This window comes from Streptomyces sp. GQ60, from assembly GCF_059758875.1.
In genome coordinates this window covers 14,664-33,746 of the sequence record NZ_JCAXEG010000011.1, presented here as the reverse complement: position 1 = coordinate 33,746, position 19,083 = coordinate 14,664, and the positions used below count along the sequence as shown (strand labels likewise).

At 68.2% G+C, this 19,083-nt stretch carries 17 protein-coding genes; 3 read left to right on the top strand and 14 right to left on the bottom strand.

Annotated elements, in window-relative coordinates; all coding sequences use genetic code 11:
• Positions 1 to 318 precede the first annotated feature (318 nt).
• Positions 319 to 567, bottom strand: coding sequence for a hypothetical protein (locus AC6CKD_RS25335; protein ID WP_498330172.1), 249 nt, complete (start codon positions 565 to 567; stop codon positions 319 to 321).
• 100 nt (positions 568 to 667) lie between these two features.
• Between AC6CKD_RS25335 and AC6CKD_RS25330 the strand changes: the two genes are divergently transcribed.
• Together AC6CKD_RS25330 and AC6CKD_RS25325 are read left to right on the top strand one after the other, a co-directional pair.
• On the top strand, positions 668 to 829 hold the full coding sequence (locus tag AC6CKD_RS25330) for a hypothetical protein (protein ID WP_498330170.1): 162 nt from the start codon (positions 668 to 670) through the stop codon (positions 827 to 829).
• Positions 830 to 940: 111 nt separating this feature from the next.
• The gene (locus AC6CKD_RS25325; RefSeq protein ID WP_498330168.1) at positions 941 to 2,101 is read left to right on the top strand and encodes a pyridoxal phosphate-dependent aminotransferase; all 1,161 of its coding nucleotides are present in this window, start codon (positions 941 to 943) and stop codon (positions 2,099 to 2,101) included.
• 125 nt (positions 2,102 to 2,226) lie between these two features.
• On the opposite strand, the gene AC6CKD_RS25320 is transcribed toward AC6CKD_RS25325, so the two are convergent.
• The 6 genes from AC6CKD_RS25320 to lipP1 form a co-directional block, all read right to left on the bottom strand.
• Positions 2,227 to 3,465 carry an MFS transporter gene (locus AC6CKD_RS25320; protein ID WP_498330167.1) on the bottom strand — a complete coding sequence of 413 codons (1,239 nt, stop codon included), beginning with the start codon at positions 3,463 to 3,465 and terminating at the stop codon, positions 2,227 to 2,229.
• A 111-nt stretch (positions 3,466 to 3,576) separates the two neighbouring features.
• Entirely contained in the window at positions 3,577 to 5,535 is a 1,959-nt protein-coding gene (locus tag AC6CKD_RS25315; RefSeq protein WP_498330165.1) for a hypothetical protein, read from the bottom strand.
• 195 nt (positions 5,536 to 5,730) lie between these two features.
• A complete protein-coding gene (locus AC6CKD_RS25310; RefSeq protein ID WP_498330163.1) occupies positions 5,731 to 7,692 on the bottom strand; it encodes an FAD/NAD(P)-binding protein in 1,962 nt (653 codons plus the stop codon).
• A gap of 261 nt (positions 7,693 to 7,953) precedes the next feature.
• Complete coding sequence (locus tag AC6CKD_RS25305; RefSeq protein ID WP_498330161.1) at positions 7,954 to 8,217, bottom strand: phosphopantetheine-binding protein; 264 nt, start codon at positions 8,215 to 8,217, stop codon at positions 7,954 to 7,956.
• Between the two features lie 41 nt (positions 8,218 to 8,258).
• Positions 8,259 to 9,191, bottom strand: a complete 933-nt coding sequence (locus AC6CKD_RS25300; RefSeq protein ID WP_498330159.1) for a ketoacyl-ACP synthase III family protein — start codon at positions 9,189 to 9,191, stop codon at positions 8,259 to 8,261.
• A gap of 1 nt (position 9,192) precedes the next feature.
• Positions 9,193 to 10,131 (bottom strand): LipP1 family hormone-sensitive lipase, encoded by a 939-nt coding sequence (gene lipP1, locus AC6CKD_RS25295; protein WP_498330157.1) that lies wholly within the window; start codon positions 10,129 to 10,131, stop codon positions 9,193 to 9,195.
• Between the two features lie 265 nt (positions 10,132 to 10,396).
• Here lipP1 and AC6CKD_RS25290 point away from each other — a divergent pair, with 265 nt between their 5' ends.
• Entirely contained in the window at positions 10,397 to 11,170 is a 774-nt protein-coding gene (locus AC6CKD_RS25290; protein WP_498330156.1) for an SDR family NAD(P)-dependent oxidoreductase, read from the top strand.
• A 73-nt stretch (positions 11,171 to 11,243) separates the two neighbouring features.
• Here the strand turns inward: AC6CKD_RS25290 and AC6CKD_RS25285 are convergent, their stop codons facing one another.
• From AC6CKD_RS25285 to AC6CKD_RS25255, 7 genes are read right to left on the bottom strand one after another with little or no spacing between them, the layout of a single operon-like run.
• Entirely contained in the window at positions 11,244 to 12,266 is a 1,023-nt protein-coding gene (locus tag AC6CKD_RS25285; RefSeq protein WP_498330154.1) for a C45 family autoproteolytic acyltransferase/hydrolase, read from the bottom strand.
• On the bottom strand, positions 12,263 to 12,889 hold the full coding sequence (locus tag AC6CKD_RS25280) for a GNAT family N-acetyltransferase (protein ID WP_498330152.1): 627 nt from the start codon (positions 12,887 to 12,889) through the stop codon (positions 12,263 to 12,265). The genes AC6CKD_RS25285 and AC6CKD_RS25280 overlap by 4 nt, the downstream gene beginning before the upstream one ends.
• Positions 12,886 to 13,149 carry an acyl carrier protein gene (locus AC6CKD_RS25275; protein WP_498330150.1) on the bottom strand — a complete coding sequence of 88 codons (264 nt, stop codon included), beginning with the start codon at positions 13,147 to 13,149 and terminating at the stop codon, positions 12,886 to 12,888. Before AC6CKD_RS25275 ends, AC6CKD_RS25280 begins: the two co-directional genes overlap by 4 nt.
• Positions 13,139 to 14,656 (bottom strand): AMP-binding protein, encoded by a 1,518-nt coding sequence (locus tag AC6CKD_RS25270; protein WP_498330148.1) that lies wholly within the window; start codon positions 14,654 to 14,656, stop codon positions 13,139 to 13,141. The genes AC6CKD_RS25275 and AC6CKD_RS25270 overlap by 11 nt, the downstream gene beginning before the upstream one ends.
• Positions 14,653 to 16,638, bottom strand: coding sequence for a class I tRNA ligase family protein (locus AC6CKD_RS25265; RefSeq protein WP_498330146.1), 1,986 nt, complete (start codon positions 16,636 to 16,638; stop codon positions 14,653 to 14,655). Before AC6CKD_RS25265 ends, AC6CKD_RS25270 begins: the two co-directional genes overlap by 4 nt.
• Positions 16,635 to 17,693 carry an NAD(P)/FAD-dependent oxidoreductase gene (locus AC6CKD_RS25260; RefSeq protein WP_498330144.1) on the bottom strand — a complete coding sequence of 353 codons (1,059 nt, stop codon included), beginning with the start codon at positions 17,691 to 17,693 and terminating at the stop codon, positions 16,635 to 16,637. Before AC6CKD_RS25260 ends, AC6CKD_RS25265 begins: the two co-directional genes overlap by 4 nt.
• Entirely contained in the window at positions 17,681 to 19,000 is a 1,320-nt protein-coding gene (locus AC6CKD_RS25255) for a lysine N(6)-hydroxylase/L-ornithine N(5)-oxygenase family protein (RefSeq protein ID WP_498330488.1), read from the bottom strand. The genes AC6CKD_RS25260 and AC6CKD_RS25255 overlap by 13 nt, the downstream gene beginning before the upstream one ends.
• Positions 19,001 to 19,083: the final 83 nt, after the last annotated feature.

The window sequence follows — 19,083 nt, the reverse complement described above, 5'->3', positions numbered from 1 at the left end:
AGTCAACGGGTGGGGGGACACCGGCACGGGTCCACAGGAAGTCCAGGGAGGTCCGAGGACTGGTCTACTCAACCGAGGGAATCATGAAAGGCACGGCACTCACAGCGTTTTTACCCAAGTTGCAGGGGTTTACATCCCCTCGGGGGCAACACAGTTCACGTGTTCAGCAACATGCCGCCCGTACGCCGTAATGCGCGGCCGTGACGTCCGAACAAGAAGACGCCCGACGGAAGTTGTGCCCGGCGGGCGCCTCACGCATGCGGGACGCGGTAGGAAGGTGGTCCGACGGCGGAAGCCATGGATCCATGCTGCCCCGTGTCAGCTGGAACCGCATCCTCCGCCGCCGCCGCAGGAGGACGACGAGGAGCTGCACGAGGACGACGAGGAGCCGCACGAGGAGGAGCCCCCCGAGTCGCCACCGGACCACCAGCCCCCACTGCTGCTGCTACCGCTACTGCTGCCACTGCCGCTGCCACTGCTGCTCCAGCCACCGGCGCGGCTGGCCTTGACCACCAGCGCGACGACCACCACGGCCACCACCACGAAGATCACTATTCCGAGGATCATCCCCCGACCCCTCTCTGCTCCCCCGGTTCCCCGGGGTGCGGGATCCCCTTCGTCCCGCGTGCTGGGGGGATGCCCGCGCCGTACGCGGCCCAAAGCACACTTGAGCAAGTCCAGAGCTTCCCCGCGGGACGGCGCCCATGAGCGCCACCAGCAGCGCTCTACCTCCTCCGCCGCCCGCATCGCAACGGCCTGGGCCGTCCGGGTGCCGCTGACCCTGCGCGCCCCCGATTCCACCCCGCCCACGGGCCGGAAGGCCGACTGATTCAAGCCTTCGTCGCCTGTCCATTTCCTCCTGCGCATGATCACGCCCTCTTGCCTCCGACAGGATGGCCGCAGACGATCGGCATCAGGCGCGAAGAGAGATGGTGGGGACATGGGCGACAGGCCACTGCTGAACCGCAGGCTGGACGGCTTCGGCACGACGATCTTCGCGGAGATGTCGGCACTGGCGGTGAAGACGGGGGCCATCAACCTTGGCCAAGGCTTCCCCGACACCGACGGTCCCGAAGCCGTCCGGGAGGCAGCGGTCCGGGCCCTGCGCGACGGCCGCGGCAACCAGTACCCGCCCGGCCCCGGCATCCCCGAACTGCGCACGGCCGTCGCCGACCACCAGCAGCGCTTCTACGGCCTGGCCTTCGACCCCGACACGGAGGTCCTGGTCACGGCCGGCGCGACCGAGGCGATCGCCGCCACGATGCTCGCGCTGCTGGAGCCGGGCGACGAGGTCATCGCCTTCGAGCCGTACTACGACTCGTACGCGGCCTGCATCAGCATGGCCGGCGCCACCCGCGTGCCCCTGACCCTCCGCGCCCCCGACTTCCGCCCGGACCTCGACGCGCTCCGGGACGCGGTGACCGACCGCACCCGCCTGCTCCTGCTCAATTCCCCGCACAACCCGACGGGCATGGTGCTGAACCGGGAGGAGCTGATGGCGATCGCCGAGCTGGCGGTCGAACGAGACCTGATCGTGGTGACCGACGAGGTGTACGAGCACCTGGTCTTCGAGGGCGAGCACATCCCGCTCATCTCCCTGCCGGGGATGCGCGACCGCACCGTCTCGATCTCCTCCGCCGGGAAGACCTTCTCCTTCACGGGTTGGAAAGTCGGCTGGGTCACCGCGTCCGCACCGCTGGTCACGGCCATCCGCACGGCCAAGCAGTTCCTGACGTACGTGTCGTCGGGTCCGTTCCAGTACGCGGTCGCGGAGGCACTGCGCCTCTCGGACGACTACTTCACCGGCTTCCGCGAGGACCTGCGCGCCAAGCGCGGCATCCTCGCCGACGGGCTGACGGCGGCGGGCTTCGAGGTCTTCCGCCCCCAGGGCACGTACTTCGTCACCACCGACATCGCCGCCCTCGGCGAGAAGGACGGCCTGTCCTTCTGCCGGAGCCTGCCGGAGCGATGCGGTGTGGTCGCCGTCCCCAACGCGGTCTTCTACGACGACCCGGAGGCCGGCCGCAGCCAGGTCCGCTTCGCCTTCTGCAAGCGGGAGGACGTCCTGCGCGAGGCTGCTTCCCGTCTTCAGCGATGGTGAGCGCCCCTGCCACTGCTCGCAAAAGCCCCAGGTCACGGTGGGTGAGTCCTGGGGCTTCCGCTCGATCTCCTCAGCATCGACGAACGCGGCCGGCACACGAGGAGCGGGTGACGGAACGCCCGAGGTCAGAGGGCCTTCGCGAGCCGGTGGCGTGTTGCGAAGGCGATCGCGACGGCGACCAGCATGACGGCGAACGCGCAGAGGAAGGCCGTTTGGGTGCCGGGGGAACTGATGAGCAGGCCGCCGAACTGTGCGCCGAGCGCGGAGCCGCCGAGACTGATCGTGGAGGACCAGGTGAACGCCTCGGTGACATGGGTCGCGCGTGCGGTCCGCGAAATGATCTCGAACAAGATCACCGTCATGGGCGCCTCGAACGAGCCGAGGACGACGAGGACCAAGCCCATCGACCAGTTGTCCCAGACGAGTACGGGCAGGAAGGCGCCCGCGGTGACGACCAGCAGACCCACCCTGAGTGAGAACTGGACGGACCAGAGCCGACGGCGGCTTCCGTACCAGAGTCCGCCGAGGATCCCGCCGACTCCCCACGCCGCATAGAACAGGCCGACGCCGCTGGCCGAGCCGTGAGCGTCGGCGAAGGCGGGCAGCGCGACGTTGTAGATCCCCGTCCTGATGGCCGTACAGGCAACCAGGGCCAGCACCAGGAGCAGACCCGTCGAGCGGAGAGCGCCGAGGGGGTCACGCTCGCTCGGGGTAGCGGGCATGGTGCGCGAAGCCCGGGTCGTCGCGAACCCGATGGCGCCTGCGGAGGCGAGCAGGCCGCCGAGGACGATGGCCGTGCCCGGGCTGCCCAGGAGCAGCACGACGCTGAGCAGGAGGGGCCCGCCTATGAGAAAGACGTTGAACAGCACCGTCTCGAGAGAGATGCCCGCCGGCTCCATCCCGTCTGTCGCGCGCCACAGGGAGCGGATGCAGCCGCTGATCGGCGGAACCGTGGCGCCCGCGATGGCCACGCACACCAACTGCGAGGCCAGCGACCCGGATTCGAAGGCGACGAAGCCGATCAGCGACACCGGGTACACGACACCGGTCACGATCAGCACGATCGTCTGCCCGTACCTGTCGACGCGGCGGGCGACGAGCGGCGCGAACAGCGCGGTGCCCAGGCTGTACGCGCCCAGGAACAGGCCGGCTGAGAGGTAGCCGAGGTCGTTCGAGGTGGTGAAGACCACCAGGGCGAGGCCGACCAGGTAGAAGGGAAATCGCCCGATGACGCTCCAGAACAGCGGGGCGCGCATGGTTCTGCTCCGCACGGCGGCGATGATCCGGTTCTCTCCGGACGATGTTTCCGGGGAGGAATCGGGGTCGCTGGGGATCTCGGTGTCGGACGGAGGGTAATTCGCCATGGTGTCTCACACTTCAGGAAAGGTTGCTTACGGTGAGTGCCTCAGACAAACCGACCGCCAACGCGTCCCGGCACTACGGAGATGAACACATCGACCGGGCACAGGCCGGGGTTACTCGCTTCCTTCGGGGGTGGGGAAGACGCCATACGGGCGCCGAGCGAGCGTTACGGCGAGGTCCTGGATGGCGTATGCCGTCATGTAATAGGCCATGGGGGCCGCGTAAGGGACCACGTCCAGGGTGAACTCGGTCTCTCCGTCTCCGTCCGGGCCGATTTCGACCTTTTGCAGACCCGGTGCGACCGTGCAGTATTCCCGCCCGTATTTGGCGACGAAAAGGCCGAGGTGGATCGTGCCCGGGCGGGCATCGCGCACCACCACCCGCACTTGCTGGACGCTCCCTTGGAGAAGATCTTCCTCGGCGTGGATCAGCAGTGACGGTGCGCCGGGCAGACGGAGGGCCACGTCGCCGCAGCGCGTGCAGATGACACCTTCGGTGTCGAGTGCGGTGGGTACCAGGGCACGTCGAACGTAGCGCTCGGCAGGTCGCCCGCACTGGCAGCGCACGTTCGCGAGCGAAGAGGAGTCGACACGGCTGCGCTCTCCGAAGTGGGCGAAGGAGGTGCTGAGTTCGTTGTCCGGATCGCTCACGAACTGGTCGGCGATGGCGAGGTCCAGCGACTGCAGGTCGTTGAGGAGGCTGCGGGTCGTCTCGGCCGGGTCACGAACCGCTTGGGACTGCCGGGCGACCTGGTTGTCGACCCTGGTGGCCAGGTTCTCGAGGCCTGATCGCAGGGGGTTGTTGAGTCGCAGGAGTCCGCCCGCCAGATAGGCGGTGAGGCGGGCGGAGGTGGTCAGCAGCAGCGGTTCCGGCACGAACGACGGCGGCTCCGGCGTGGTGCCCTCTTCCTCGTCGCCCATGCCGAAGTGGACGTAAGCGGGAGAGGGGCCCGCGGTGCGGATGCTGGAGTTGAAGGCCGCGGCGGAGGAACCGTGCGCGAGGACGGTCTCCATCCAGGAAAGGTTCTCGGCGTGCCCGGCCTCGTGTGCCGTGATCGCGGCCACGACGTCCCTGGCGGTGCCGTCGATCGCGTTGAGCATCAGTTGGTACTTGGGGTCGTAGATGGCCGCGTCGGCGAAAGGGCCGTTGTTGCAGGAGCTCAAGACGACCTCGGCCGCGCGGATGTCACGCAGCTGGATCAGCTTGTCCACGGGTTTGTAGCAGGTGGGCTCGGTGGCGTAGGCGCAGATGGGGCCGATGACGTTCTCCTTGCGGGGAACGACCGAGTTCAGGCCGCAGATGGTGTAGTCGGCGAGATTGAGTGAGTCGTCCTTGCCGTGGCCCTGCAAGAGGAGGCGGCTCCAGCGGGTGCCGAGGATCTCGGACCTGACGTCCGCGGTCTTCATGTCCTGCTCGTCGAGCAGGTGGATGCCGCTGCGCGCAAGTCCGCTGTCGACGGAGGTGAACATGCCGATTTCCCGTACGTCCGGGGCCGGACGAACGTACTGCTTGGCCGTGAACCAGGCCAGGGAAGCCGCATCCCGGCCGGTGAGGATCCTCAGACGCACATCGGGCCGGCGTTCGGCGGCGCGCACCAACGGCCAGATGGTGTCCACCGTGAGGTGCTCGTAGAGACCGGCGATCAGCAGGGAGTGCACTTCGACGCGGTCGCCGTCCTCACCGGCCTCCCGCTTTCGGTACTCGGTCTGCGGCTCCTGCGGGAAGAGCGTGTCGAGCAAGCCGGCTCCGAGCTCTCCCTTGTCGAGCCATATGTCGGCGAAGGGATCGATGAGTGCGAGAAGACCGGCAGGCAGGGCTTCGGGCTCCAGCACGACACCGTACGAACAGGCGGACGGCCGGCGCACGTTCCCGTACACGTCGGCTGCGCATTCGGCGGAAGCCGCGAGATCGGCTCGCCCGTCGGTCCAGACCGGGACTTTCGCGCTGGTCGCATCCGCCAGGAACTCGTCAACGGCAGCGGCGTAAGAGGAGACGTCTTCCACGAGGGAAAATGGCGAGGCCGACATGATGGCGGTATCGTCGCCGGAAACATGAGACTCGGACTGCACCACGTATGACTCCTTCACAGAGGCCATCGCTCTCGATCAGCTGACGATCAAAAGCGATGGCATTCGGCAACCGAAACCAATTTCTCGCATTCGAGAGATCCTGGTTGGTTTGCGACAGCGCTCTAGGTATCGAGACGGTACTTCCATTCCGTCGCTGCGCGTATCCACGGCACGTTCATGTGCGAGGACACGTGACGCTTACCTGTCCTCGCCGCTCCTGCACACTTCGCTTACGCCGATCAGCTCGCGCCGACAGAGTTCGTGGAGCGCAGCACGGGCGATCGTGTCGTTCTGCCGGAAGAATTCATCATTGCTCCGCGGAGACGGGAACCGGCCGGATGCCACACTTCCCGAAAACATGGCTCCTACCCCGAAGCGACTCTCGTGGGGGGTGCCGTCAGCACGCTTGAGGCGATTAAGAGAATCGGTATCGATGAGACCCGCGGTATCGATGACCCCAGTGGGATACCGGTCGCCGCCGTCGGGGGGCGATTGGGTCTCTTCTCTGATCTCGTTGCGCTGGACCAGCTTGCGCAGCAACGGGTCACTCACGCGAAGCATTGTCCGCTCCGGGAGCCGGGCCTCGACGAGGAATCGGGCTGTGATCGATTCGTCCACGTTGCCTGACCGCGCATGGAAGAGACCCTCGCGGGCGGCCACCGCCATCTCCGAACCGAGGAATCTGACGATACCCGCACGGGTCAGGGCGAGGAGTTCCTCCAGCCGCGGTCCAGGCGGCCCACTGGTGCGAAATCGACAGAAGTCAAGAAACGCGGGAAGATCTCGCTCCCATGACGTGGGAGAGATTCTCTTCTCGTCGATGAGTGCGACCAGCCTGGAGAAGGCGGAGACGAGACCGTGCACCATCGCCAGGTCGGCACTGTAACGAGGATCGCGCCCGCGTCGAACCCCTGTATCGATGTAATCGATCATCCAGTTTCGCAGGGCATCCAGATCGGGGAAGCGGCGACCGGCCAGCGGATGGGCTGTTTCCTCCAGATCGATCCGGTCCACGTCGAACCGCACTGCCTGATCGACCAGCTCCTTGAGTTCCGGTCCGTCCCAATCAAGGGCATCGAGGCGGTCGATAAACTGACGGGCGTCGACGTCAAGGAGCTCCGGGTGTGATTCGGCAAGCTCGCGATAGCCCGCGTGGGTGACTTCGCGGGCCATCAACGGCCAGATGTCCATGGCGAAGTCCAGCGGGCGGTCACCGAGGGCGGCCACGGCCTCGGCGTTGAGGTGACCGAACGATTCCGGTGGTGATCCGGGCAGGCTGTAGTGCGTCTTCGACCAGTACGGCACCCCGCGCCGCGAGCCCACGAAGAGGACGGGTTCATTACCGGACGGCTCGTACTGCAGCTCACCTGAGTCATCACGATGAAATGTGCCACCCCGTCCGGAGGTGAGCAGCACGGCGGTGTCGATGAAACACAATCCAAGCCCACGCACGATCACCGGTTCGCCGGCGGGTATCCGGTCAAAGAAATGATCTGCGATCGATCCCGCCGGCAGATAACACAGGTCATGGGCGGCCGCGTATTCCGTCAGACGCACCTCTTCCGCGGTCGGCTCGACATCGGCGTTGCCTTGCGCCAACAGTACGATGTCGACGTCCAGCGGGGGAAGGTCGTCCGCCATGACAACGCGCTGCCGGCCGAAAGGAAGGTCGTACACGTCGACGGCCCGGCCTACGTGCGAATGGACCTGCACCTGAGGCATGCCGTTCTTGGCCAACTTCCAGAACACCCACGACAGATAGTCGCTCTGCGTCTGACGCGTAGTGAACCAGCCGTCGTGCATCCTCCTCGCCTCGGTCGGCGTGGAGGGAACGGGCCGGAATTCCGAGGGCGACGACAGGCTACCCGTCGCCAGCTCCTGGGCCCATTCGCTGAGCGTGGGACCGGGGACGATCGGGCCTTCGCATTCGACGGTCTCGTCGGTGAACATGGTGCAGCTGCCGGCCGTGGTGTTCATCCACAGCAGCGGTGACTGCTGGGACCGCCAGATGCGGCCGCCCCCTGGTGGGTAAGGATCGATGACGTGGACGGCGATCGTCCGGTTCGGCGCACACTCGGCGGCGTTGGCGATGAGACGCTCGAGAAGAGAGGTCCCGCGCGGGCCGGCACCAATGATTGCCACGGCGAGTGTACTGGTCATAATCCGTTCCTACGCCTCGATCAGGGTGGGGTCATGTCGCATGCAGCAGTACGGCGAATCCATCGAATGGCGAAAACTCAAATGCGATATTAGTGCGCATTCGAGCACTGCGCGTCCGCGTCAAGTTCATGTGCGAGGACGCATCGCGTTGACCCTTCTGTGTCCGTGTACACGCTTTCGCTTACGCGGGTGACGCCGCACAGCTTGATGCCGCCCCCGTCGTTCGACGGGGGCGGCATCAAGCTGTCATCAGCCGTGTGTCTACGCGGCGCTCTGCATGCGTCCGTCGATCAGCGCGGCGAGCTCCGCGATGCTCGCGTCGCCGATCAAATCGCTCATCTCCACCTGGACCGAGCGGTCCCGGAGGATGCGGTACTGCACGCCGACCGTCTGCAGCGAGGTCGCGTTGAGTTCGCGCAGGGTCCGCGCAGCGACCTCCTCGGACTCGGCCAGCTGCAGCACCTCCCGGACCGTGGTCTGCAGCCACGACAAAGTGGTGGGCTCGGCGCTGACGGTCTTGTGCACTTCGGTGACTCCTTCGTTGGGTGACTGGAGGCGAGGGCCGCTCATACGGCCCTCAGCAGGACGCACATCCGCAGCCCCGACACGCTCGACGCCAGCAGGTAGAGCCCGTCCGGGCGGACGCGCCCGGACGACTGCCGGTCGACGAGGTTGATCAGCGGGTCCGCGGCGAAGCAGTGTCCGACCCTGGTGATGTTCGAGGTGTCCAGCTGGGACGGGTGGAACCCGGCCTGGATCTCCTTCATCAGCACGATCGGCAGAAAGACGTTGTTGTGCAGCAGGCCGTCGATCTCCTCGACGCGGATGCCGGACTCGGCGAGCAGCCGCTGGTTGGCCGTCTTGGCCAAGTCGGCGCTGATCTCGGTGCCCCGGAGCATGGAGGCCGGGTCCTGGGCGTGCGCGTCGGCGACCCACTCGTAGGACTCGGGAGCGCCGTCCACCCGCTGCGAGACCAGGCAGGCGGCCGCGCCGTCGCTGAACAGGGCGAAGTCGGCCAGCCGCGCGGACTCGTCGGGCACCGCGTCGGTGGTGATCACCAGCACGGTCCGGTGCCGGCCCGCGGCGACCATCGTGGCGGCCGTCTGCAGACCGGTGAGCAGGGTCGCGCACCGGTTCAGGGTGATCCCGGTGACCGGAACGTCGCTGAGTTCGAGGCCGCGCAGGACCGTGGCGATCAGGTCACCGTGCTCCCCGACCTCACTGGGGAACGTGGTGGAGCACAGCACGAGCGCATCGATCTCGTCCGGCGCGACGCCCGCCGCGTCGAGGGTCTGCCGGCCGGCCCGTACGGCGAGCGTGGCCGTGTCGAGTTCCGTACGGCGCACGGCGCCCCAGCCCCACATCTCGGCATCGGGCAGCATGCGCCGACTGTCCACGAATTCGGCGAACCCCTTGATATCGGAGTGATCTGTCGCGACCTCGCCGAGCACGTACCTGGGCGCGCGCAGCATCACGCGCCGGATTTCCGTCGTCTTCATGTCAGCCCAGCCGCCTGTGGAGGAAGTCGGCGATCAGACGCATCGCGTTCCTGGACGTCTCGAGCACGGCCGAAAGCTGGAGAAAGCCGTGCGGAAGATCCTTGTGCGGGTGGAACTCCACCGGCACATCCGCGCTGGAGAGCATCCTCGCGTATTCCTCGCCCTCGTCGTACAGCGGGCAGTACTCGGCGGTCAGCAGCAGAGTCGGCGGAAGTCCGCTGTGGTCGGCCGCCTTGGCCGGTGAGGCATACGGCGATTCGCCGTCGGCGGGATCGGCGAGGTAGTGCTCCCAGAACCAGGCCGACGACTTCGCGTTGAAGAACATCGGATCGACGTGGTCCCTCATGGACCGCGTCGTGGCGTCATTGCGCGTCGGCGGATAGACGAGCACCTGGGCGGAGAGCTTCGGCCCGCCCTTGTCCCGGGCCATCAGGGCCATGACCGCGGCGAGATTGCCGCCGGAGCTGTCTCCGGCGACGGCCATGCGGGCGGGGTCGGCGCCGAGTTCGGCCGCGTGCTCCCCCACCCACCGCACGGCGGCGTAGCAGTCGTCGATGGCGGCCGGGAACGGGTCCTCGGGCGCGAGCCGGTAGCCGACGGACACGACCACACAGGGCGTCAGGCTGGCCACCGCGCGGCAGATCGCCTCGGACGTGTCCAGGGAGCCGACGACCCAGCCGCCGCCGAAGAAGTAGACCACCACGGGGAGCGGGCCGTCGTTCTCGCGATGCGGGCGGTACACCCGCAGCGTCAGCGGACCCGCCGGACCGTCGATGTCGAAGTCGGATACCTCTTCGGGTTCTTTCACCCAATCCCAGATCTCGGCTTCGGTCTCCCGATCCGCTATTCGGGCCCGGTCCACCGACATCGTGTACAGCGGCGTGAATCCGGTGGCGACCCGATAGTCCCTGATTCCCGCGTAGAGCGGATCAAGCGGCATGAAAAATCCCTCAGCTCCCAGGACTACATCAAGAAAATCCGAACCAACATCGAGAGTGGCACAGGCCCGGACCGCACCGGGGTAAGCGAGGCGATGAGCCGCGGCGGGAATGGGTCAACGCGATGCCTCCCTCCAATGAACTTGCCGCGGATGCCGGGGAATCGCCGCCGCCATAGCGTCCTCCTCGGCCTGCCCTTGCGCCGCCCGGACGACGTGGTGGCCGCCGCGCATTCCTGATAGTTCGACATGTGACAGGAGAGAACCAGTGAGTGACTTCGAAGGACTCGTGGCCATCGTTACGGGTGGCGCCCAGGGAATCGGTCTGGCCACGGCGAAACTGCTGACCAGCAGGGGCGCGAAGGTCGCCGTCCTCGATCTCAAAACGGAGGGCCTGCCGGACGACGTCTTCGGCGTCCAGGCCGACGTCGGCGACGACGCCCAGGTCGAGGCGGCGGTGGAGGCCGTGATCGAGCGGTTCGGCCGCCTCGACATCGTGGTGAACAACGCCGGCATACCGGCGGTCGGCGATGTCGCCACGAACAGCTCCGAGGAGTGGCTGAACGTCCTGAACGTCAACGTGGTCGGCATGGTCAGGGTCGCCCGGTACGCCCTGCCGCACCTGCGCCGCTCGCCCGCCGCGGCGATCGTCAACACGTGCTCGATCGTGGCGTGGGCCGGACACCAGACGCGCACGCTGTACTCGGCCAGCAAGGGCGCCGTGTACTCGCTGACCCTGGCCATGGCGGCGGACCACGCCCGCGAGGGAATCCGCGTCAACTGTGTCGCGCCCGGCACGGCGGACACCCCGTGGGTGGAGAACCAGCTCCAGGGGACGGCGGACCCGGAGGCCGCCCGGGAGTCGCTGCTCAAGTTCCTCGCGCCGGGCCGTCTGGTGACGGCCGACGAGGTGGCGGGCGCGATCGCCTACCTGGCGAGCCCGCTGTCGAGCGCCTCCGTCGGCATGATGCTCGCCGTGGACGGCGGCCAGCACAGCCTGCGCCTGCGGCCGCAGGACCAGCAGCACCTCATCGGGCGCTGAGCCGCACCGAGCATTCGGCCCCGAGACCATGTCCATGGTCTCGGGGCCGGATTCGTTTGGGTGGCACCGACTTCTACCGCAGGCGGTGCACTTGCGCCGGCACGGTCGACGGGTCGCCCGGCCACAGCCGCATCTCGCCCACGTCCGGGCGCAGGATCACCGCCGCGACGGTGCGCTCGCGCCGGATGTCGCCGTTGTCCGGCACCAGGATCGGGGGCGTCGCGAGGAGCCGGTGATGGTTCTCGGTGTCGCCGGCCTTCGGGATGCCCGCGTCAAGGACCGTCTGAAGGCGCCGCTTGGAGGAGTTCTTGGCGAAGACGTTGATCTCGTCCTGCTCGGCGAGCTCGGCGTCCAGGAAGTGGTTCGTGTGAACCAGTTCGTCGCCTTCGAGGACGCGTTGCCGCGCGACCGTCGCCTCGACGCACACGGTCCGGTCCACGCCGCAGATCGTGAACGCCCGCGAGCTGGCCAGCGGCAGCTCCCGGAGGATCTCGACGGCCTGCTCGACCGTGTCGGCGGTGTCGAGGACGTGCCGGATCGCCAGGTACGGCGGCACGCCCGGCTGCCATTCACCGCCGAGGACGAGGTTGATGCCCACGGCGATCCCGGCGTCGTTGACACCGAGGTAGCCGAGGAGACCGGCGAAGCTGAGCACCAGGGAGCGGTGCCGCGGCCCGGAGACCGACAGCACGGCGATCTGGTCGTCGAGGTTGCCGTTCAGGTCGACCGTCTGGGCGAGCACCGGCTCGACACCGACCGAGGCGTACGTGGTGCAGTCCCCTGCGGTGACTCGGCTGTAGCCGATCAGCTCGCGGCGCAACTGCAGCAGCCAGGCCTCGTCGCGGTCGATCCCGGCGCCGGCCGCGAGGCCGTCGATCTCGGCGGCAAGGTCCGGCAGCGCTTCGGCGATCACCACACGGTGGGCTGCGATCTCGGGCCGCAGCGCGTCGAGGTCGGCCGGTCGGCCGGTGAGGTGGCCGAGGCGGGCGAGCGAGTCGTCGAGAAAGCCGCGGAGCCGCCCGGCCAGCGCGCGCCCGTGGCCGAGGCCACGGGCGTGCGGCGAGCCGGACAGCTCCAGCAGCGGCGCGTCGGTCACGCGCACGGGTTGACCGCCCTGCCGACGCCGCGGAGCTGCTCCTCGACCGAGGGCCATTCGGCGCGGAGCACCGAGTAGTAGATCGCGTCGCGCCTGCGTCCCTCGGGCATCGGGTTGAAGCTGCGCATGACGCCTTCCTCGTACGCACCGATCTTGCGCAGTCCGGCGCGGGCCTGGAGGTTGAGGACGTCGGTCTTGAACTCGACGCGCTCGGCGCCCAGGACGTCGAACGCGTGCTGGAGCAGCAGGTACTTGGCCCAGCGGTTGATGCCCCTGCCCTGGAAGTCGACGCCGAGCCAGGACCAGCCGATTTCCAGTCGCCGGTCGGCTTCGCTCAGGTTGCCGTAGCTGGAGCTTCCGGCGACCTGTCCTGTGCCCTTGTCGACGATGATGTAGACCGCGCGCTTGCCGCTGGCCTGGTCAGCGAGCATGGCGTCGAAAAACTGTTCAAAATCAGCGTCGCCCTCGACACGGGAAACGAAGTACGTCCAGATCCGGTCGTCGTAAGCGATCTTTCGCAGGGGTTCACGGTCCTCCTCCGAGATCGGGTGAAGTTCGACGTGCTCGTTCTCGAGGAGCGCGGAGGCGTGCCGGCTCCAGGTGGTGTGGGTCAAGGAACTCATCCCTTCAGAGGGGCATGGGGGCGGAGGGCGTCGACGACATTGCCGAGGGTGCGCATCCCGGCCAGGTCGTCCTCGGTGAAGTTGTCGAGACCGACATCGGCGGCCTTGCACAGGGAGGTCAGGAACAGGACCTTGTTGAGCGAGGTGATTCCGTACGTCTCCACCAGGTTCTCGCCGAGGTCGAAGCTCGCGGGGTCCGGATGGTCGCGCAGCACCTGGGAGAGTTTCGTGCGGGCCAGCGTGTCGAGGTCAGTGGACATGGATGCCTGCCTTCGGGTTGTCGATCCGGTCTCTGTAGCGGTCCGCGATGCGCTTGCGGATCGGTTTGAACTGCGACGTGAGGAGCCCGGCCTCGACGGTGAACGGCTCGTCGGCGACGATCACGCGGATGATCCGCTCGTCGCGCTCCGACGCGGCATTGACCGCGGCCAGGGCCTCGCCGATCGCGGCCGTGTCGACCGGTCCCGGGTGGGGGGAGACGACGGCGACCAGTCCGGCCGGGCTAGGGCAGTACACGACGCATTCGGCCACCGCGCCGGTGTCGCGGAAACGCGTCTCGATCGGCCTGACGATGATCTTCTTGGCGTTGTCGAGGACGATGACGTCGTCGCCGCGGCCGAGGATGTAGAGGAATCCGTCCTCGTCGAGGCGGCCGAGATCCCCGGTGCGCACGATGCCGCCCGGGCGGAACATGCGCTCGCTGTCGCCCGCAACGGCGTACGTGTACGCGGTGTTGACCGGATGGTCGCTGCGGACGCAGACCACGCCCTCGTCGTCGATGACGATCTCTTTACCGGGCAGCGCCCGGCCGACGCTGCCCTCGCGGTGGGCACCGGGGTGGTTCTTGGTGGCGATGCAGGTCTCGTTGAGGCCGTAGCCCTCGAAGAGCGCGAGACCGGCCTCACCGTAGAACCTGAGCGTCGCGGGGTCGGCGGGGGCCGAGCCCGTCCACAGGTAGCGGATGCGGTCGCCGAAGAGTTCGGCGGCGGCCTTGGCCGGTTCGACGCCCCCGGCGACGATGCCTTCCATGTGCCGCTTGGCCGTGTCGAAGAAGGCGGGGACGCCCATGACGACGGTGGGACGGACGGACGGCAGCACGGCGAAGACGGACTGGTACGTCGTGATCGTGATGTCGTGGCCCCAATGGAGCGCCGAATACAGCCAGTAGCGCTGCTGGAGGAGCGAGAGCGGCAGGAACGTCAGGATGTCGTCGCCCGGCTTGTGCTCGAACAGGCTCTGTACGGCGTGCAGCGAGGAGTCGATGCTGCCGACGGTGGCCTCGAGACCCTTGGGAACACCGGTGGATCCGGACGTGAACTTGACCGTCGTGCACTCCGTCGCGGCCCACTGCCCCGGCTCGAACCCGTCGGCGGCCTCCACGGCGTAGTCGGCGACGGCCGAGATCGGCACGACCCGGGACGGAGCGTCGTCGGTCAGCCGTACGTCGGTGTAGAGGGCGTCGAGGCCGTAGCGCTCGACCAGTGCGGCGTCGGGGCTGAACTTGCCGGGCTCGAAGCCGGCGGTCTGCGCCTTGAGCATGAGGGCGGCGACGTCGAGCAGCACCCATTCGAGCCGATTGGCCGAGAGGATGCCGATCCGGTCGCCCGCGCCGATGCCCCGGCGCCCCAGCGCCGCGGCGACGGCCCGGGCCCGGTCGTAGAACTCGGCCAGCGGCAACGTGGTGCGGTGGCCGAGGCCGGTGACGGTGAGGGAGCCGTCGTGCGCGGGACGCCCGGCGATGATGCGGTTGATGATCGATGCGGTCATCGCTGCTCGCCGGCGCCGAAGAAGCGGGTGCCCGCGAGGGTGCAGCGGCTGCCGGGCTCGACCAGGTCGACCGCGTCGGGCCAGGCGTCGACGGCCGGGATGCCGAGGGCGGCGGCGAGCTTGGCCGAGAAGCGCGGCATCAGCGGCGCCGAGGTGGTGGCGAGCAGGCGGGCCGCGGCCAGTTCGAGCGAGAGGGCGGTACGGGCCTCGGAGCTCCACCGGCCGTTGTGCACCAGGGCCGCCTGCTGACGGGAGAAGGCGCGGACGTCGGTGACGATGGCGTCGAGCGCGGCCGCGGCGGCCGTCAGCGAGAACCCCTCCGGGTTGAGGCCGGCGGTGACCTCGTCGAGCCGTATCGACAGGCGGGCCAGGAACGCGGTGTGCTCGGTCGTCCAGGTGCCCGCGTCGGGGGCCAGGCCGTCGAAGTGCTTCTCGACGCGCTCGCCGAGGCCGGTGAGCCACTCCTGCCACTCGCCGACGAGGGTGTCCGCGCAGGCGCTGTCGAACTCGGCACGACGGAAGTCGGTGCGCTCGCCCTCGGGCCGGGTGCGGGAGAGGTAATAGCGCACCGCATCGACGGTGTCGGGCGTGAGGATCTCCTTGCCCCAGATCGCGTGCCGCCGGCTGGTGGAGAACTTGCGCCCCTCCAGCAGATAGAACTCGTTGACGTGGTAGTCGATGTCCGGGTTCCACTCGGGGTGGGCGAGCCCGTACAGGACCGGGTAGAGGATCGCGTGGTAGAAGCTGTTGTCGTACCCGAAGAAATGGACGATCTTCCAGTCCTTGGAAGGCTCCTCCTTCGACCACTGCTGCCCCATCCCGGCGCCGAGTCGCTCGATGCCGTGCAGGAAGCCGTGGCTCATCTCCGGCCAGACCCAGATGACCTGTCCGTCCAGGTCGTCCTCGGCAGGCCGCACGCCCCAGTCGGAGGGGTGCGAGACCGGCAGGTCGAACGTCGTGCGGGCGAAGACCCTCTCGGCCAGTTCGCGCAGCCGAACCGGGACCCGGCCCAGCTTGTGGTGGTCGGCCACGGCGTCCGCGAACTCGTGCAACGGCAGGGTGTAGCGCTCGACTTCGGCGGTCTTCGGCGCGGCATCGCTCAGGCGTGAGGTCGGGTCGACGAGGTCGGCGACGAGGTTGGGCTCGCCGCACTCCTCGCAGATGTTGCCGCCCGCGCCGTGCGAGCAACCGGGGCAGGTGCCGCCGACGTTGACCTCGTAGAGGTAGTCGCCGGTCTCGGCGTCGAGCAGGGCGGGCGTCGCCTTGGGACTGACGTGCCCGGAGTCGACGAGCCGGGTGAAGTAGCGCTGCAGGCCCTCGCGGTAGCCGTCGTCCGTGCTCGTGACGTAGTACTCGTCGACGCTGATGTCCATGGCCTTGAGCGTCGCGGCGATCTCGGCCGAGAAGTGCGCGGCGACCTCGGCGGACGTGGAGTCCTGGCGGGCGGCGACGGCCGTGACGTAGCTCTGGAAGTCGTCACTGCCGGTCAGGTGCCATGCCTGGTTGCCGATGAGCCGCTGGTAGCGGACGTAGACGTCGGCGCCGAGGTAGGGGCCGGAGAGGTGACCGAGATGCAGGTCGCCGTTCGGGGTCGGCGGCGTGGAGAACACGAACTGGGGACGGTCGGTGTGGTTCGCGCGGACGCGCGACGTCGCCGATGCCCGGGTGCGGGCCGAGTCACGCCAGTACTGGGTCAAGAAGACCAGGTCCGTCTCACCGGTGTTGGTGATGATGTGCGACTCGAACGGCTCGAAGAGCACCACGGTGCCCGATCGGACCGGGTAGTTGCGGCCCTCCACGGTCAACTCGCCCGTACCGGCGACGATGACGAAGAACTCCGTCTCGTCGTGCCGGTCGGCGTGCGAGGAGGCACCGGGGGTGACACGGCCCCAGCCGGCACCGACACCGAGACCCTCGACCGGGGACATCTCGATGCCGAACTCTTCGGACAGTTCGGATTCGCTGTAGTGGTTGAGGATCATGACTGCCTCTGTAGTAGCTGAGAGATGGTTCCCGTCGGGGGGAAGTCCAGGGCGGCGACGGTCTCGGCGGCGATGGCCGGGGCCAGGCGGTAGCCGGAGCCGTTCGCGGCTCCGGCGAAGACCAGGCCGGGCAGCAGCTCGGCGACGACGGGTTCGCGGTGGGGGCTGTACGCGTCGCAGAACACCCGGCCCGAGGTGCACCGGGCCACCAGGCCGGGCGCGAAGCGGCTCAGGACCTCCCGGGCGTCGTCGAGGTCCGACGGCTCCAGGACGAGGTCGACGTCACCGGGGGAGACGTCCCAGCGGTTGCTGGTGTAGCTGAACAGGTAGTGGCCGCGCTCGTGGAGCGGCAGGAGGAAGGCGTCCTCGTCGTGGAAGACCGTGAGTGGATCGCCGGGTGCGGGAGACCATGCGAGATGGGCAGCGACGACCTTCTTGACGCGCAGCCCGAGCGGAGCGACGAGATCGGCCCAGGCGGGGTGCGCGATCCACGGACCGGGGGCCAGGACGACCCGGCGGGCGAGCACCTCCTGCCCCGTGCCGAGGGTGAGGCGGTGGTACGCGCCGTCGGAGGAGAGTTCCGTGACCTCGGTCCCCTCCAGAACGGTCACCTGATGGCGCAGCCCGGACAGGACGCGCTCGGCGACCGCCTGGACGTCGGCGTAGTTGCACCCGTCCAGGTCCCAAGCCCGGGCGCCCGGCGGGACCGCCCAGCCGCGGGCCGGCGCGGTCTCGTCACCGAGTCCCAGGTAGGTGGCGGAAACCGCGTCGAAGTCGCCGGACGCGACGACCGTCGCATCCACCGTGCGTATCGGCAGGCCGAGTTCGGCGGCCAGGCGCTCCCAGACCCGCTGGGAGTGCTCGGACATGGACCTGACGCGCTCGGTCGCACCGCGCGGGAAGTGAACACCGGCCGAGCGGCTGGAGGCGCCCTGGCCGATCAGGCCGCGTTCCAGGACGGCGACGGTCACGTCGGGGAACGCCGCGACCGCTTCGCGGGCGATGAGCGCGCCGATGACCCCGCCGCCGACGATGGCGAGGTCTACGCGGTCCACTGCGTGCCCCGTCCGCTCTTGGCCGACCAGTCGATGAACGACATCGCCATGTCGGGAGCGCTGCAGCCGCGCAGGCGGTTGGCGATGCGCTGGGCCCGCCAGGCGTTCAGGCTCAGGTTCACGTCGGGCAGGCCGCGCTGGCCGCGCACCGCGTTCTGCACGAAGATCTTCCGGTCCGGCGGGCCGTCCCAGGAGACCGCGAAGTCCTCGTCGACGCGGACCTCGCCGTTCTCGGTCTCGATGCGGTCCTTCAAGGGATCGAGGAACTTCTTGGGGGCGGGACGGAAGCCGGTCGCCCACACCACCGCGTCGACCGGGAGGCACTGGCTCTGGCCGGACTCGTCGTTGTGACGCAGCGCCACCTCGAACGTACCGGCGGCCGTGCGGTCGGCGGACACGACGGTCCGGTTGGGCAGCAGCCCGAAGCGGTGCGCGTCCCGCTCGATGAACTGGAGCCGGTACAGCTGCTGGTAGATCGCCCGGAGCGTCGACTCGGAAATCCCGTCCGAGCTCAGCAGGTGGGCCGAGTTGAGCTCGGCGCGCTTGGACTCCGACAGCCGGTAGAAGTACTCGGAGTACTCCGGCATGTAGAAGTCGTTGGTGAAGGTCGAGTCGTCGATCGGGAAGTAGTTGCGGCGCCTGGAGACCCAGGAGACCCAGGCCGGGCGCTCGGACTCGGGCCGGGAGATGAGGTCGAGGAAGGCCTCGGCCCCGGACTGGCCGCCGCCGACCACGGCGACCCGCTTGCCCGCCAGCTTCTGCGCGTGGCTCAGATACTGACTGACGTGGAAGTGGCCCGCACCCAGGTGCGGGACGGCGAACTCGGGCACCCACGGCACGGTGCCGACGCCCACGGCGATGTTGTCGGCGGTGACCTGACGGCGATCGGTGGTGACGCGGAAGACGCCGTCGAAGTCGATCCGTTCGACGGTCTCGGAGAAGACCACGTTCTCGTTCTTCTCGGCCGCCCAGGCCAGGTAGTTGCGGAACTCGGTGCGCGGCACCTCGGCGAACTGGGCGTTGAGGAAGTGGTAGATCCGACCGTGCTCGTGCAGATACGACAAGAACGAGAACCGGTTGGTCGGGTCGGAGAGGCTCACCAGGTCCTTGAAGATCGACACCTGGAGGGTCGCGCCGTTGATCATCTGGTTGTCGTGCCAGGTGAAGCTCGGCTTGCGGTCGAAGAAGAGGTTCGGCTGCCCCGAGTCGCCGTGCAGCAGCGCGGCCAGACTCAGGTTGGCCGGTCCTGCGCCGATGCCGACGAGCCGGAGATGACTGGCCTGCTCGGCGGCACCGGACGCCGTCATCGGCTTCTGTACGGGTTCCACGTGAGGTCCTTCCTGTGGAGCTGCGGGTTGTTGGCACGTCTCACGACGTCTTGGCGAGGCAC

Coding starts and splice junctions, on each gene's coding strand:
- AC6CKD_RS25265 (WP_498330146.1), bottom strand. CDS start 16,638: ATGATCCTCAACCACTACAGCGAATCCGAACTGTCCGAAGAGTTCGGC.
- AC6CKD_RS25280 (WP_498330152.1), bottom strand. CDS start 12,889: ATGAGTTCCTTGACCCACACCACCTGGAGCCGGCACGCCTCCGCGCTC.
- AC6CKD_RS25325 (WP_498330168.1), top strand. CDS start 941: ATGGGCGACAGGCCACTGCTGAACCGCAGGCTGGACGGCTTCGGCACG.
- AC6CKD_RS25310 (WP_498330163.1), bottom strand. CDS start 7,692: ATGACCAGTACACTCGCCGTGGCAATCATTGGTGCCGGCCCGCGCGGG.
- AC6CKD_RS25255 (WP_498330488.1), bottom strand. CDS start 19,000: ATGACGGCGTCCGGTGCCGCCGAGCAGGCCAGTCATCTCCGGCTCGTC.
- AC6CKD_RS25275 (WP_498330150.1), bottom strand. CDS start 13,149: ATGTCCACTGACCTCGACACGCTGGCCCGCACGAAACTCTCCCAGGTG.
- AC6CKD_RS25335 (WP_498330172.1), bottom strand. CDS start 567: ATGATCCTCGGAATAGTGATCTTCGTGGTGGTGGCCGTGGTGGTCGTC.
- lipP1 (WP_498330157.1), bottom strand. CDS start 10,131: ATGCCGCTTGATCCGCTCTACGCGGGAATCAGGGACTATCGGGTCGCC.
- AC6CKD_RS25320 (WP_498330167.1), bottom strand. CDS start 3,465: ATGGCGAATTACCCTCCGTCCGACACCGAGATCCCCAGCGACCCCGAT.
- AC6CKD_RS25270 (WP_498330148.1), bottom strand. CDS start 14,656: ATGACCGCATCGATCATCAACCGCATCATCGCCGGGCGTCCCGCGCAC.
- AC6CKD_RS25300 (WP_498330159.1), bottom strand. CDS start 9,191: ATGAAGACGACGGAAATCCGGCGCGTGATGCTGCGCGCGCCCAGGTAC.